Origin of the sequence: Lederbergia wuyishanensis (assembly GCF_022900255.1) — a bacterium.
Classification (GTDB): Bacteria; Bacillota; Bacilli; order Bacillales; family Bacillaceae_C; genus Lederbergia; species Lederbergia wuyishanensis.
In genome coordinates this window covers 76,577-91,250 of record NZ_JALIRM010000001.1, presented here as the reverse complement: position 1 = coordinate 91,250, position 14,674 = coordinate 76,577, and the positions used below count along the sequence as shown (strand labels likewise).

The 14,674-nt window shown below is 34.1% G+C and carries 23 protein-coding genes; 2 read left to right on the top strand and 21 right to left on the bottom strand.

Annotation, left to right across the window (positions count from 1 at the left end):
• Nucleotides 1-38 precede the first annotated feature (38 nt).
• The 12 genes from MT489_RS00585 to MT489_RS00530 form a co-directional block, all read right to left on the bottom strand.
• Nucleotides 39-485 carry a GNAT family N-acetyltransferase gene (locus tag MT489_RS00585; RefSeq protein WP_244679566.1) on the bottom strand — a complete coding sequence of 149 codons (447 nt, stop codon included), beginning with the start codon at nt 483-485 and terminating at the stop codon, nt 39-41.
• A gap of 11 nt (nt 486-496) precedes the next feature.
• Complete coding sequence (locus MT489_RS00580; protein WP_244679565.1) at nt 497-826, bottom strand: HIT domain-containing protein; 330 nt, start codon at nt 824-826, stop codon at nt 497-499.
• A 14-nt stretch (nt 827-840) separates the two neighbouring features.
• Nucleotides 841-1,260 (bottom strand): FosM family fosfomycin resistance protein, encoded by a 420-nt coding sequence (gene fosM, locus MT489_RS00575; protein ID WP_370876364.1) that lies wholly within the window; start codon nt 1,258-1,260, stop codon nt 841-843.
• Between the two features lie 16 nt (nt 1,261-1,276).
• On the bottom strand, nt 1,277-1,699 hold the full coding sequence (locus MT489_RS00570) for a DUF1801 domain-containing protein (protein WP_244679563.1): 423 nt from the start codon (nt 1,697-1,699) through the stop codon (nt 1,277-1,279).
• Between the two features lie 22 nt (nt 1,700-1,721).
• Entirely contained in the window at nt 1,722-2,681 is a 960-nt protein-coding gene (locus MT489_RS00565; protein WP_244679562.1) for a DUF4003 family protein, read from the bottom strand.
• Between the two features lie 174 nt (nt 2,682-2,855).
• Nucleotides 2,856-3,659: a class I SAM-dependent methyltransferase gene (locus MT489_RS00560; RefSeq protein WP_244679561.1), complete on the bottom strand. Its 804-nt coding sequence runs from the start codon at nt 3,657-3,659 to the stop codon at nt 2,856-2,858.
• Nucleotides 3,660-3,699: 40 nt separating this feature from the next.
• Entirely contained in the window at nt 3,700-3,873 is a 174-nt protein-coding gene (locus MT489_RS00555) for a hypothetical protein (protein WP_244679560.1), read from the bottom strand.
• A gap of 11 nt (nt 3,874-3,884) precedes the next feature.
• Nucleotides 3,885-4,265 (bottom strand): GNAT family N-acetyltransferase, encoded by a 381-nt coding sequence (locus tag MT489_RS00550; RefSeq protein WP_280518499.1) that lies wholly within the window; start codon nt 4,263-4,265, stop codon nt 3,885-3,887.
• A 434-nt stretch (nt 4,266-4,699) separates the two neighbouring features.
• Complete coding sequence (locus MT489_RS00545) at nt 4,700-5,245, bottom strand: class I SAM-dependent methyltransferase (protein WP_244679558.1); 546 nt, start codon at nt 5,243-5,245, stop codon at nt 4,700-4,702.
• An 11-nt stretch (nt 5,246-5,256) separates the two neighbouring features.
• Nucleotides 5,257-5,697 (bottom strand): ASCH domain-containing protein, encoded by a 441-nt coding sequence (locus MT489_RS00540; protein ID WP_244679557.1) that lies wholly within the window; start codon nt 5,695-5,697, stop codon nt 5,257-5,259.
• Nucleotides 5,694-6,137 carry a hypothetical protein gene (locus MT489_RS00535; RefSeq protein ID WP_244679556.1) on the bottom strand — a complete coding sequence of 148 codons (444 nt, stop codon included), beginning with the start codon at nt 6,135-6,137 and terminating at the stop codon, nt 5,694-5,696. The genes MT489_RS00540 and MT489_RS00535 overlap by 4 nt, the downstream gene beginning before the upstream one ends.
• Before the next feature lie 107 nt (nt 6,138-6,244).
• Entirely contained in the window at nt 6,245-7,084 is an 840-nt protein-coding gene (locus MT489_RS00530) for an aminoglycoside 6-adenylyltransferase (RefSeq protein WP_244679555.1), read from the bottom strand.
• A gap of 138 nt (nt 7,085-7,222) precedes the next feature.
• On the opposite strand from MT489_RS00530, the gene MT489_RS00525 reads away from it, so the two are divergent.
• The gene (locus tag MT489_RS00525) at nt 7,223-8,107 is read left to right on the top strand and encodes a DUF4349 domain-containing protein (RefSeq protein WP_244679554.1); all 885 of its coding nucleotides are present in this window, start codon (nt 7,223-7,225) and stop codon (nt 8,105-8,107) included.
• Nucleotides 8,108-8,144: 37 nt separating this feature from the next.
• On the opposite strand, the gene MT489_RS00520 is transcribed toward MT489_RS00525, so the two are convergent.
• The 5 genes from MT489_RS00520 to map form a co-directional block, all read right to left on the bottom strand.
• Nucleotides 8,145-8,687: a GNAT family N-acetyltransferase gene (locus MT489_RS00520; RefSeq protein WP_244679553.1), complete on the bottom strand. Its 543-nt coding sequence runs from the start codon at nt 8,685-8,687 to the stop codon at nt 8,145-8,147.
• Nucleotides 8,687-9,118 (bottom strand): NUDIX hydrolase, encoded by a 432-nt coding sequence (locus tag MT489_RS00515; protein WP_244680595.1) that lies wholly within the window; start codon nt 9,116-9,118, stop codon nt 8,687-8,689. Before MT489_RS00515 ends, MT489_RS00520 begins: the two co-directional genes overlap by 1 nt.
• A 46-nt stretch (nt 9,119-9,164) precedes the next feature.
• Entirely contained in the window at nt 9,165-9,395 is a 231-nt protein-coding gene (locus MT489_RS00510; RefSeq protein WP_244679552.1) for a hypothetical protein, read from the bottom strand.
• A 110-nt stretch (nt 9,396-9,505) separates the two neighbouring features.
• Entirely contained in the window at nt 9,506-10,360 is an 855-nt protein-coding gene (locus MT489_RS00505) for an AraC family transcriptional regulator (protein ID WP_244679551.1), read from the bottom strand.
• A 95-nt stretch (nt 10,361-10,455) separates the two neighbouring features.
• Nucleotides 10,456-11,199, bottom strand: coding sequence for a type I methionyl aminopeptidase (map, locus tag MT489_RS00500; protein ID WP_244679550.1), 744 nt, complete (start codon nt 11,197-11,199; stop codon nt 10,456-10,458).
• 307 nt (nt 11,200-11,506) lie between these two features.
• Between map and MT489_RS00495 the strand changes: the two genes are divergently transcribed.
• A complete protein-coding gene (locus MT489_RS00495) occupies nt 11,507-11,647 on the top strand; it encodes a hypothetical protein (RefSeq protein ID WP_244679549.1) in 141 nt (46 codons plus the stop codon).
• Nucleotides 11,648-11,669: 22 nt separating this feature from the next.
• Here the strand turns inward: MT489_RS00495 and MT489_RS00490 are convergent, their stop codons facing one another.
• From MT489_RS00490 to MT489_RS00475, 4 genes are all read right to left on the bottom strand, one after another.
• The gene (locus MT489_RS00490) at nt 11,670-12,272 is read right to left on the bottom strand and encodes a YdcF family protein (protein WP_244679548.1); all 603 of its coding nucleotides are present in this window, start codon (nt 12,270-12,272) and stop codon (nt 11,670-11,672) included.
• Nucleotides 12,273-12,294: 22 nt separating this feature from the next.
• Nucleotides 12,295-12,747 carry a GNAT family N-acetyltransferase gene (locus tag MT489_RS00485; RefSeq protein WP_244679547.1) on the bottom strand — a complete coding sequence of 151 codons (453 nt, stop codon included), beginning with the start codon at nt 12,745-12,747 and terminating at the stop codon, nt 12,295-12,297.
• A gap of 999 nt (nt 12,748-13,746) precedes the next feature.
• Nucleotides 13,747-14,127 carry a MazG nucleotide pyrophosphohydrolase domain-containing protein gene (locus MT489_RS00480; RefSeq protein ID WP_244679546.1) on the bottom strand — a complete coding sequence of 127 codons (381 nt, stop codon included), beginning with the start codon at nt 14,125-14,127 and terminating at the stop codon, nt 13,747-13,749.
• 20 nt (nt 14,128-14,147) lie between these two features.
• Nucleotides 14,148-14,600: a GNAT family N-acetyltransferase gene (locus MT489_RS00475; RefSeq protein ID WP_244679545.1), complete on the bottom strand. Its 453-nt coding sequence runs from the start codon at nt 14,598-14,600 to the stop codon at nt 14,148-14,150.
• Nucleotides 14,601-14,674 lie beyond the last annotated feature (74 nt).

The window sequence follows — 14,674 nt, the reverse complement described above, 5'->3', positions numbered from 1 at the left end:
CAATAAGTTTTATAATGTTCACTTATTATTCGTTGCAATTAAATCATTTTTGACATCATGATCATCCTTGGATTGACGTAAAACCCATTTTTTATATAGAATTCCTCAGCCAGTCCTCCGCTACCTGTCAACAAATAAATACGCTTAATTCCATTCTCCTTACAATGGTCTTCAAGTGAGTGTATCAGATTGGAGCCAATCCCTTTTCCTTGTTCTTCTGTCTTTACACACATTTCCACTACCTGAAAATGTTTTCCATCCCACCATGTTTCGGAGTACCCCATTAAAAATCCAAGAAGTTGATGATTATGGTCATATATACCAACTCCCCAAAACTGTAAGTGATTCAAAATATCTATCAATCGTTCATTAGCACTTTGCAACGTCCATTGATCAAACCATGGAGCTTGATTAAATACGTATGTATATAATTTGGCACACGATTCTAGCTCCTCCAGTGTAATCTCTTTTTTATAAAAATCCATCTTTTCCTCACCTATCTTATAGGATTTCCTGAAACGATATGCCAATGAAGATGCTTGGATTCCTGATAATCTCCTAAGTTTGTGACTATTTTACAAGCTCCATTTTCCGATGTTACCTTGGAAGCCACTTGTTTGATAACTAGGAAAAGTTCTAGAAGTAGATCGTTATCACTTTCTTCAAGAGAAAGTATCGAAGGAATATGCTGTTTAGGAATTGCTACAATATGGACAGGATAAAACGGTTTTGTATGATAGAATGCCAAAATATTTTCAGTTTCCATTACTTTTCTTACGGATGTTTTCCCACTCAATACTTCATCGCAATAGAAGTCAGTAGACATATTGCTCCTCCTTCCTATGAAAAAAATGTCATGTGATCTTTTTCCTGCCTATAATAATTTAAACGATCTTCTAATGTACCAGTATGAAACTCGAATTTATGGCCATCCGGATCAGTGAAGTAAATTGACTCTTTATCTTTTTCATCTCTTTCCCGGCTTTGCAGAATATTTACATTTAAAAGTTTAAGTTTTTCATAAACCTCTTCAAAATGGGATTCTTCTATAGAAAATGCGATATGAGTGTATGAATACTTTATTTCATTACGAGGAATATCTTTTTCCTCATTCAAAGCTAGCCAAATCCCATTTAAATCAAAATAAGCCGTGCTTCTTCCCTTAACAAGTAACGTTGCATCAAAAACATTTTCATAGAAATTAATGGATGTATCTAAATTAGATACAGAAAAAAGTAAATGATTTAATCCTTTAATAATCATACTTAACGCCTCATTAATGATTTGGATATTTTTCTTGTAAAAATGTTACCGATTGCTCGATTAGTGCTTTTAATATTTCCACATCGATATCCGCTACTTTATTTATATACACACATGCTTTTCCGGAAGTATGTTTTCCGAAATTCTTTAATAACCCTTCCCTATGTGGATCACCAGTCGCAAAGTACAAACTGATTTTCGCCTTACGCGGAGAAAAACCTACTAAAGGTGCATCTCCTTCATGCCCAGATTCGTATTTATAATGATAAGAGCCAAATCCAATAATACTTGGTCCCCACATCTTCGCATTATAACCTGTTGTTTCCTTAAAAATGTCTAATAACTTATAAGCATCTTCACGTTTTTTCGGATTATCAACATTTTCAATAAACTCTATTACACTTTTATCGTTTTCTTTAGTTTTTAATTCGTACATAAAGTCCACTTCCTCTTCAAATTTAATTACTACTTGACGCAGCTGCTGTAGCTGCTATCGATCCCGCCAGTGCTGCTTGCTGAGCCTGCAATATCGTTTCTATCGTTGTATATAGACTTGTTTCAGTTATATTCGGGTGTTTCAACCTATTTTTTACGTAAAAGCTCACTGCAAATATAAGATTAATATCTTTTTGCCATTTAAAATGTTTTTCTTGATTAAGTCTGTCAAAAACATCCCTAATCATTTCCATATTTACTTCTTTTTCTGGCAACAGAGCAAGCATCCCCATAACTGGATAGTACGTTGCTTTTTGTTTTATTCCCTGTTCCTTAAAGATATCAAAAACAATGATTGTTCTTGCAAGTATTTCTTCCTGTTTTTCATCACTCAAAGAAAGGATATGGCTTAAGAATTGAAGATTATTCCCTTTATAAAATCCATTCTGGTTTAGTTGATCATAAAAATATTCATTACGCTGAATGACATCTTCCCTATTTTCTGAAGCAAGCAATACTGCAAGTGGATAATCCTCAGCTGAAGTTATGAATGGGTGTTCTTTTTTCATAGCATTATGAGTCTCTTTTGCTTGAACAATAAGCGAATGATAGTCATTGGCCCCCGCTATTTTTAATAAAACTAAAGCCGCCGCGTAAGAAAAAATACCCCTATTAAATTTTTCTTTAATCATATTTTCATAAATTGCAAATAAAGAAGAGACTTTGTTTTCAGTATCTTCATAATTCACATCTAAGATGGCTGCGGCAGTATATCTTGATTCGGTTTTCATGTAAGAAAAAGAACCTGCATGACTCTTTATTTCATCCGCTATCTGTAAAAACCTTTGAAATTGAAATTCCTTTTGGTTCATCGCATAAAGAGACGCAATCATCATTAAGATCTTTCTGTCTGACACCTTCCATTTCAATTCCTTTTTAAGCTGTTCGAATATTTGAATATAGTTGTCTATTATATGATTCATAATGAAATTATCCTTTCATATTTATTGTAAAGTAGTACGTCTCTGAATAAGTTTTGGTTTCGCTTACTTTTCTATTGGAGATTAATTTATACGATAATGACACCTTGTCCTTTATATTTAGTTTATTATCTGTTTCATTCGCAATAATGAGATGCATCACTCGAGAAGCAAAAACTACACACTCCTGTCAATTAAGGAAGTTTTTCTTAATCGCAAAATAATGGCTGGAGGAATATCATACCAATCAAATCGATTTATTTCAGCTTCCTTTAAAAAGCTTGGTTCTTCTATACCGTCTAAGACAAAATTATTTTTAAATGCTAGATTTAAATAATATGATAAAGGCCTGTGAAACATATAATGCGGAGTCGGTTGCCCTTTAATACCAATTGCTTTATACGGCTGCGGAGTTAGATAATTGAAGATCTGGATGCTGTTCTTTGACTGTATATTACCATGTATATCTTCTACTTCATGTACTTTTCGCATATTTGGAGATTGGAAGCACGGATGGGGGATTGAAAAAACAAAGATTCCATTATCTTTAAGTAAAAATGTTAGTGCTTGCATTAAAGGTTGAATATTAGCTATATCCATCAAAGCCATATTCGCTACAGCGCTATCAAACCGTTGATTTCCAAGTTCTATTAATGAATCAATATTTGTAGCATCAAGAACTTTATAGTCAATTTGATGTATATCCGATCGCAATCTCGCTCGTTCAATCATTCTAGGACTATAATCGATCGCGACCACATTCACCCCTTTTTCCGCGAGCCACCTTGAAAAATTTCCATTCCCGCAAGCAATATCCAAAATCGTTTGACCAGCTTTTGCTTCCAATATTTTTTCCGTATGCGGTCTAATTATTTCCCGGTGAAACCTGTTGCTTTCGTTCCCCATATAATCATCCCAAAATTCGGCGTTTTCATTCCATCTTGATTTTGATTCTTCGTTTAACTCTTTCCATTCACTCAAATTGCAGCATCCTTTCACTATTTTTTGCAAATAAAAGCCCCTATTGGTTTTGAGACTTTAATTTCCCTCCAGCCACTTTCAAGGCTTCTTCAGTAATTCGATAAAAAGTAGGCTTTATTGCATTTCTTTTTTCAGAGCTGAGACTCTTATCATTAAATAGGCCTTGGTACAATTGGGTTGTTGAATTCTCATAATAATCTTTTGCTTGAGTCATCTACTCACCCCCTATATAAACAACATATAAATTTCTTTATTAGGAAACCACTCGAATCCCAATGTCTGATACAACGCTCGAGCATTATTATTATTTGTGCCTGTATTTAGCTGTAGTCGGTTTGCGTCTCTTTCTTTACCTAACAGAATAGATTCGTTAATCAGCATTTTAGCAATGCCCTTTCTTCTAAAACCTGGCATAACAAAAAGGTCTTGAACGAGTAAGATTGGTTTGCCCTTAGTAGTCGAAAATCCCCAATTAAGAGCAATGAAACCAGCAGGAGTACCACCAATCTTTGCCAATAAAAAGTTAGCGTTTTGGAACTCCAATAATTTTATTAGTTTTTGCAAACAATCCTTCTGATTTTTTTCATTCCATTGACTTGGGTACATATAATGAACAAGCAGGAAACTAGCTTCATAAAGCGATTCAGTAGAAAGATGTATTATTTTTATTTTCGATTGACTGATATTCTTCACCTACTCTATAACTTATAGGTTAACATTCCATTAATGATATGGAAAAACCTTCTTTCAATAAATTTTCCATATCTCGAACAATAAAAAAAGAGCCATCTAATTGACAGCTCAAACGCATTTATTTCCTTTTAAGAATTTATTAATCTAATTAAAATACCTAATTTATTTGAATAAAGTAGTTAAAGGGTTTCCGAACAATGGGATTATTATAAACACCGTGATTTAAAAACCCAAAATAAAAATAATAGCGTTCTTTTTAATTTCCTTCTCCTCCTAAATAAAGTTAATATAGCATTCAAAATTGGATAAATAAATCACAAAATCAATATGTTTCCAACGTTTTTTATTTAGGTTTTAATAGCATCCACGATTAACGATGGAAACACAATCTTGCCATCTTTATTTCTTGGATCATAGTATTTAGAACGAAAAATAACACCTTTTTCTCCGTCCCATTGGTTATAATGAAAATTACCTTCCTCATCGTGGTATTCTAGTAGTTTTACTTCAAAACCTGCGGAGAGAAACAGGTTTGACAGAGTATTATAGTTATAAACTATTTTATGGCTTGCGGCAGGATGATCTTTAGGACCTGGCCCTCCTACTTGTACTGCCTTTTGATAAGCCTTATCTGAGTAAAAACCGTCAGGTACTGCACATCGTAAAAAGCCTGATGGCTTTAAATATGTATAACAAGTTTTTGCAGCCTGTAGTCCTTCTTCATATGTAAGGTGTTCCCAAACATGTTCCGCCAAAATAGCAGTAATTGAATTTTCATCGAATCTGTTTGCCCAAGTTGTTACATCCAACAAGTCCAGCTCATTTTCCTGCGTATGAATCCAACCTGGATTATTATTATATGCACCCGCACCAACGACCAACCTAATCGACATTATTCCCCTCCTTACTGATAAACCACCTGAAATTGTTCGAATACCACCTGCATATCCCACGTGAATTCTTGATTTGCAGCCTTACATACTTGAGTGTAGTATTTTATATGTCCTTCTCTCCATGATTCTAAATGATCATCTTCTCCTTCTAACTTTGCTAAATCAAATGTTACGTCTTTAAAAGGAAGAATTTGAACAGATGTTGTTCTGATAATGCACTTTGGTTCCCCTGCCCAATTAGTGATGACGCTATAATCCCCGACTTTTGGAACAGGATCATGTTCAAAATCATAAATAGAAGATGCTGTTGCTCTCTTCTTTCCTTCCAAAACAAGTTCTAATAACTCATTTGCCAATTCTTCAGTCAGTTCAAAATGCCATGATGTATAAGTTTTGTTCGGCGTATTTGTCTCTTCTAAAAATCTCGCCCAATATGCTTCGATTTGATTCATTTGTTAAATCTCCTAATTTCTGGTCTATTTGTAATAATTCCTAAGATAAGAACAAAAGAAATAATGATGACTACAATACCTTCAGTTGTTTGCCATATCTTTTTCCCCTTATACTTTCCATCACTAATTGCTTTCACATACGTATTTTCCGATGTTTGAACTGCGATTGCTTCAACTGTACTAATTCCGGTAATAGAATAGTATTTAGTTCCTTTATCAAAAGTATTTGAAAAATTGCCCCCATACGTTCCTTCTTTATCGGAGTATTTCGTCACATGTCCGATTTCTTTCTCTACGTTTTCTACAGGTTCGTCACTTATAACATAGACATATCCATCCCATACTACAAATGAATCTACCCAACTAGCATTTGAATGAAGCGGTAGAATAAAAGATGCCATTAACAATGAGATGATCCCCAGCATATTTTTAGCTCTCATTAAATCACTCTCCATGCTATTATACGCAACGACTTCCATTTCCCTACTTGCTACCTCTATTTTACAAAAGCTTGCCGCCAAATAAGACGGCAAGCTTATTTAGAGATTCATAAAACCATCTCTATAATCCTATTACACTCATCAATGTTTTCATCTTTTTGAACAAGGATGCACAGTTTCTTATTAATTCTTAGAAACTCAGGAACGATACTTGCTGCTGTTTTCATCATTTCATTTGAATCTTTGCTGCAGTTCCAACCTTCCAATAAAGATAATTGCCATTTTTGTAATTGACTCCTCTTTCCTTCCAACTTAGTCCAAACCCCATATGGACTATCGAGCCGTATTCCCATTTCCATATACCACCCTGAAACGATAAGCCATCGAAGACGATCTAAATTGGATAGTGCATAATACATTTCCTGACGCATAATAGCACGATACATTTCATGCAAAAAAGCATAGAATTTCCCCTGCCAAAAATCAACTTCTTCAATAGTTGGTTCATACAGAATAGACGATGACTTATTGATTAATGTTTCAATTAGTTTGTGTGGATCATAATAAGCTTTTATTCCATGAAGCCAAACAGAAGGAACTAAGTCATCCGGTTCCATATACCATGAGTCGATTTTCACAAAACTATCGAAATGAGTGACAATGACTGGAGCAGTTGGTGACCATTCTTCAAAAAACAAAACGTTCCCCCAATTACTTGCTCTTGTACGTTTAGCTTTTATATAATCATTTTTCATTTCCGGCTTTACAACGGTATGCAAATCAATATCCGAATAGAGATCAAAATTTCCTTTCACTAATGACCCACTTTCATAAATGGCTAAAATATTGGGATCACTTGTCAAATCATTTAATGCATTTTTTAACAGTTGATCTCGCTTCTCCGCTAATTTTGCATCCCTTTCAGCATGTCTAGATACAAATCCCACACATTTTTAACATCTCCTTATTATTCGTGTAATCTTTATCATTCGAGATATATAAGAATATTCCTTCTTATTAAAAATGAAGTGCAACTTATCTTTTATATAAACGTCGAATATATTAAACAGACAGGAGGGCGAATTGTGAAAAAGGGGATATTACTATTATTATTGACGAGTCTTTTTATGACAGCATGTAGTTCAAATAATTCCGGTAAAGGTGAAAGTAGTGGCGGAAACTATAACTCAGCTGAAATATCAGATCACGTGGAAATGGATATGGCGAAAGCAGAGCTTTCTAATTCAGATACGGCAACAGAATCAGAAGAAATGAAAATAACATCAGATAGAATGATCATTCATCAAGCACAATTGCAAGTAAAGGTTAAAAATTTTGATAAAGCGCAACTCAACATTGAAAAGAAAGTAAAACAATACGGAGGATATATTGTAGAATCAAATACTTATCGTGAAACAGAAGAAACTGTCAGTGGCATGATTATCGTTCGTATTCCCGAAAAACATTTTCAAACGTTTTTAAATGATGCTGAAGAACAAGCAACAGAAATTTTAGGAAGAAATGTAACCGGGCAAGATGTAACAGAGGAATATGTAGATTTAGAATCGAGACTTAAATCAAAAAAGGCTGTTGAAGAAAGACTGCTGAATTTTATGGCGGACGCAAAAAAGACTGAGGATTTATTAAAAATCTCATCCGATTTAGCGAAAGTACAAGAGGAAATTGAGGTTATAGCTGGCAGAATGAAGTACCTTGAAAATCAAACTTCCTTTTCAACCGTTGAAATCCGTATGACAGAAACACGCGTAGTCATCCCAGGAATAGACAGCAAAGATTTAAATACTTGGGAAAAAACGAAAAAACAATTTGTTGATAGCATGAATTTTATTTTAGCGGCATGTTCAGCTCTCGTTGTGTTTTTTGTAGGGAACTTACCTGTTATTGTTTTACTTTTACTTATTGTAGGAGTCATCTTTTTTGTATTAAAAAAAAGAAAAAAAGATGTATAAACAAATAAATGGAAAGCTAGATACAAGTTTGTGTTTGTTATCTAGCTTTCCATTCATGATCAAGAACGCTATATAAGTATGAATCTCGCCATCCATCCTTTATTAATAAATCTTCACGCATTCTCCCTTCTAAAGTCATACCTATTTTTCCCAAAACTTTAGCGGACGCAATATTTCTCGTATCACATGTCGCAAAAATGCGGTGCAGATTAAATGTGCCAAATCCGAATTCAATCATTTGCTTCGCAGCTTCAGTCGCGTAACCCTTTCTCCAATAAGCAGGATGTATAATATAAGCAACTTCACCTATCCGATTCGGTATGTCACGTATATTTAGTTCGCACGAACCAATCATTGTACTATTCTCTTTTTCAATAATGGCATAAGCATATCGCAATCTTGGTTGGACTTTTGCTTCATTAAGGATTTGTTTCACAAAAGCTTTTGTTTCTTCTTCAGTATTCGGCCCCCATGATTGAAATCTTGATACCTCAGGGAGGGCTGCGTATGTATGGATATCATTCCAATCTTGTTCCACGATTTCACGAAGGATAATTCCATTTCCTTTTATCACTTCCATTAATACACTTTCTTTTTTAGTTTCTCAGCCCGTGTAATACTCTCCTTTAAAAAATGAGGTGAATTCAGATTTCCCATAATTTCATCATATGTTAGCCACATAACCTCATCAACTTCATCTGGACTTTTTGGAAATGCTTCACCACTTTCATATTCAGCTAGAAAAACGATATCCACTACATGTTTACCTTTATCAGTAACAAATGATGTACTGTGAACATAGTGCAGCTGATCCTTAACCGTAACCCCTACCTCTTCAAAAATCTCGCGTTTCACGGTACGCTCCAATATATCTAAAGTATTACCTTCTTGATCAACTTTCCCGCCAATTAATGATAACATTCCACCGGCATGTTCTTCCTTTTTGCTTCTTTCGATAATGAGCCATTTGCCATTATTAAAAATGGTTGCTTCTATATTAACTATGAACATCTTTCCTATTTTTCTCTCCTTTTGTAAGTTTTCTAACGTATACGTTTTATATACGCTCATTTCCCCTTTTAAAATTCCCCGTAATTTTCGCCAGTATAAGCTGTACTTCTTTTTCGCTCGCAGCTGATTTTATTTTAGTTAAGATTTTTTCAGCTTCTTTACCTTTAATTGTTTTTACTACTTTTCCATTAAAATCTATAAAAACGGTATCATTTTTACTAATTCTATAGGTAAAAGGAGACTCATCTAATCTATTTCTTTTATCAATATTGGTCATAATACTTGCCTCCAAAAAATCTTCTGTCTACTAATGTTCTATAACACCAGTAGTTTCTCCTTTTTTAAAAAAACAGGGACAAGATCAAGTGAACCTGTCCCCGGTTAGAATTATTTTACTGGAATCCATATTTCTGAATAACAATCTGGGCTTGATGGATTGTCGTCTGTATAGACTTCTAAATCTGGTGTACCAGCATGTACATATCCGCTCGAAGGAAACCATTCAGTGTGAATTTTTTTCCACGCATTTTGCATGGCATCTGGCATAGGACCATGAACTTCAAATACAGACCATTTGGATGCAGGAATTGTCAAGCTCTCTAAACCATTTGGTATATCATTTTCAGATGCTGTTGCAACCCAATAATTTATTTTCCCGTTCGATAACGGGGCATGACAAACACCTAATATCCCTTTTAGTGAACCATTATTAACTTTTACCAGTATATCAACTGTTCCTTCTTGATGTACTTTTTCCCACATTTTTGGAATGCCTATTAAGTTTTCACCGTTTTCCCACGAAAAACTTTCCTTCACTCCCACTACTTGAAAACTTTCTTTTTCTACAATTTTGTATTGCATTGGCTCGGCCCCTTTCAGACTCACTTGGATCACCAAGCGGTTATATGATTTCAGCTTTCCCATATTTTTTCGTGCTTCCGTTGGGGTGATTCCATGTTGTCTTCGAAAAGCTTTCGAGAAAGCCTCGGGAGAGTCATAGCCATATTTTAGGGCTAAATCAATGATTTTCTCAGTTGTTCTTATTAATTCTTGTGCGGCTAATGTCAGCCTACGCCGTCTTATATATTCGCCAACGGTTATATCCGTTAATATCGAAAATGTTCGTTGGAAATGAAATTGCGATGAGTTTGCCTGTTGTGCAATTTGCTCAATCGTCATATCATCTAGCAAATGAGCTTCAATATAATCAATCGCCTTTTGCAAAGATTCTACCCATGCCATATAGCAGCCCCCTCCCTTGAATAAATCATAGCAATATCAGGGCCAGCAATCCTGTCTCTATCTGCTTTGTTTTGTCATATTGTTAAGAGTGCATTTTATTCAGTAATGATAATAGGTTCATTTTTTGTCACAATGACAGTATGTTCGATTTGAGCAACATAACTTTGATTTACAGTAACGTATGTCCAGCCATCACCTTTTTCGTATACTTCTTCATCATTAGAAGAAATAAATGGTTCAAAGGCTAAAACCATTCCATCTTTCAACAATCCGTTGTCCCATGGTTCATAGTAATTCATAATATGTTGCGGCGATTCATGTAAAGAACGTCCAACACCATGTCCTGTCAAATTTTTAATAACTGTAAATCCATGTTGTTTCGCCGTATTGTTTACAGCTTTTCCAATTCCGTTTAACTTGGAACCTGCTTTTATTTTTGTAAGACCAGCTTCAAATGCTTTTTTCGCAACATCACAAAGGGCATACAACATCGGATCTCCATTGCCTACGACAAATGAAAGTCCAGTATCTGCAAAGTAACCATCTTTCGAACCCGATACATCAATATTTACCAAGTCACCCTCATTGATTACTCGCTTTCCTGGAATTCCATGAGCAACTTCTTCGTTTACACTAATGCATGTAAAACCTGGAAAATCATATACACCTTTTGGACCGGATATGGCACCATACTTTTCAAAAAGTTCACCAGCAAAATAATCTAATTCCTTGGTAGTGATCCCAGGTTTCGTCATTTTAATCATTTCATCACGAATGACGGCAACAATTTTTCCTATCTCTTTAAGACCTTGTAGATCCTCCTCAGTTTGTATTATCACAGAATATCCTTCTTTCTATATTTAATTCTTTACCTTAATAATTGTACAAATATGATTTTACCATAATCCTTCACAGTCAATGTATTTGAGTACTAAAAAATTCACCCCTAGTTGACTCTAAAAACAGCATCTTTTTATCTCAATGCGCTAGATACGTTTCCGGTTTACTTGTTATAACTTTAGTTTAAGTTGGAAATATTCCCCATCCACACTCTCTGTTTACTGCTCTCAATGTTATAACTTTCCGAACATATTTAGTTCCTAGCTAATGCATAATATTTTTAAATGGTAAAGGAAGTGTATTGAGATGAAAAAACAACAAAAAAATAATAAAAATCATCAAAACCATATGAAAAATGAGCGAAAGCAATCGGTGGACGATTATCTTGACCAAGAGACTGGTAAGCCGATACCTCAACCAAAAGATTATGAAGAAATAGATTATTAAAGGCGTATTATTTTACTAAATTTTACGGAAGTGTCGCGTCAACAATTGCTCCTTCTCTAATATAAGATATAATTTTTCGTGACTCTTCCGTAACCCTCTTTCTACCATGTACATTTAAAAACCAGTTATCCTGCTTCGTACTTTGATCTTCTGCAGGACAAAGCGAGAATTCAATCCAACTTGGCATATACGTTTTTAAGGTTAAATACGTTCTCTTCATATGATAACTCGCTGTTACAATCAATATCCTTTTTATTTTATGCAAATCACAGTATCGATCTAAAACTAATAAGGAGGCAAGTATATTTTCTTTCGTATTAGTCGATATTGTTTCAATCAAAATATCTTCTTCTGGAATTCCCAATTCCATCGCTTTATTCTTTAAGACAATAGCTTCGGGCAAGTCATTCCCATTCCAAGCTACTCCACCTGAAAATAGTAGTTTATTTGCTCTACCTTCCTGATATAACTGTATTGCTCTTGGCAGTCTATATTGAACTGCTTTACTACTTCCAAAGACCATGATGCAATCGCCTTTTTCGTGGTCGTCATTAATGTCACTATATAAAAGCTTCGTCATTAGTTCATCTGTTAGGTCTTCGAATTGTAATTCGGAAATCTTCATACCACATTCCCCTCCAACACAATTAGAACCAATCATTGAGTTGCAAATTTTTTTCAAGTACAATTTTGATTTCTCCATTATTATCAGTATATGTATCAACTATGCTAAATCCATTTTTTAAGTTTAAAATCAGCATTTGCCTCCATTTGTTTTGGGTTTTCGTTTGTACAATATTGTAGCCTTGCTCTTTCAGATATTGATGTTGCTTTTCCATTAACTTTTGAGCGATTCCTTTGTTTCTATATTTTGGATCCACACCACCAAGCCAACTATAGAATTTCACATTAGAAAGCTCGTATCCAATTTTGTAGCCAACTACTTTTGCATCTTTGCAAGCTACTTGGATTAGGAGTCCAAGTTTGTTTTCCATTTTCTTAACTAAATCTAGAGAATCTTGAAAAATACCTTCATGTATTTGTAATATTCCATCCAACACTTCTTTTTCAGGAATATGATTGTAGAAAGACAAGTTCATTAGGATTGTCCTTTCAATGGTATATGAAAAAATCCAGTGAAATTTGTTTCATCTTTTGAATCTTAGTAGAATTTAAAAATAATGGAATATTTATCTGTAGTTGAAAAATGAATAATATGAGAAGAAAAGACTTGGGGATTTTTCATAGGTGTATATTTCATTCAAATTTTTTATGTTTCCACATCAAAAAATCAAGGTGTATTTAATAAAACCAATCTTTCGCTCATTCTTTGACACTTTCTCCAAAATTAATTCTTGATGTTTCCTGTTTTCCCGCATAATCTATATGATTTCTTTATTATGTAGTTCAACCTCCTCCTCTTCACTTCCTTATATAATAGCATCAAAAAAATTTATTTGAAGTATTGTTGAATGTAAATAGACTCAACTGTTTTCAAGTGTATTATATTTTCTATTTCAAATTTTTTACTGAACTTAATTTTGAATTATCTCTTGATTCTCTAACAAATTAGTTGTTTTATCATACTTCGGGAATTATCACTTGATTATCGACCAACTTTATTCTTCGAGGAGTTTTATGGTGAATTAACTTGAGATTATCGAACAATTTCTTTTTTCAATGAGTTTCATCGTGAATTAGCACGGAATTATCGATCAATTCTCTTTTTTCATGAGTTTCATCGTGAATTAGCTTGAGATTATCGATCAATTCCTTTTTTTAATGAGTTTCACCGTGAATTAACACGGAATTATCGATCAATTCCTTTTTTCAATGAGTTTCATCGTGAATTAATACGAATTCATCGATTAATTCCTTTTTTCAATAAGTTCCATCGAGCATTAATACGGCTTCAAGACCGATATGAATATTCGATCATGATAATGACTATTCAAACCTGAGGTCATATAGCTATTTCAATGGTTCTCATCTCGAACAGAGCATAATTCAATCTTAAATTGAAATTTATCTAAGTTTCATCGACTCCAACAATTTAATGCCAAACATCGCTTAACACAATGTTTGGCATGTACGAAAATTTACTTATGTATTTTATATCTCTTCCTAGTTCTTTTAATTTCCTCCAGCTTCGAATATAATTCAGTTTCTAGATCATATTCAAAGTAATTAGCAAGTTTCAGTAAATATGCAAGACAGTCGGCCAATTCTTTACCTAGGTTGTCTTTAATTGATTCTTTCGCCAACGCCATAGCTTCTATATCACTATAGCCTTCAGATAAGAACTTCTCTGATTGATCAAACATACTTCTGAACTCCTCTGCAACCTCAGCGACTTCAGTCGTTAATAACATATGTATATATAGTAGAAATGTCTGATTGGCTTGAAAGCTGTTTTCATCAAATAGATTGTATCCCATTTCTTTTTCAAAGCTGCGATAATAATTTTGTAATTTTTCCATCATGCTCTCCTTCATTACGTTTATACATTCTTTAAAAATACGTAGCTGACTTTATCATATTGCATTTTTTCCTCATAAAAACGGTGTGCGTCTATACGTTGCAAACCTGAAGACAAGGCTACTTTATTATAACCATTTGCTTTTGCCCATTCGTGAACATAGGTTAAAAGCTTATCACCATATCCCTTTGACCTTTCATTTGGATCTGTAACTAAATCACACACCCATATGTAATGCCCATAATAAAGTGTAATCATCGGCATAAAGCCAACAACCGCAACAATATTTCCGTTTGGGTTATAATGGGCTGCTAATCTATAAAACTCTTTTTCTTTGGATTCAATAACGAGCTTTAAATATAATTCTTCATCAAGGTGGGTTCTTAAATGTTTCATAACTTGATATCCAGCCAAAATTTCTTCCTTACTCTGTAATTCTTTAATCAACTCATCATCCCCCGTTGCCTCACTCATTGTTAAACGAACCTTAAGACCTTCCATTTTCAAGAAAATATACGAAAAATGACAATCTTTTCTTAACTTTTAAA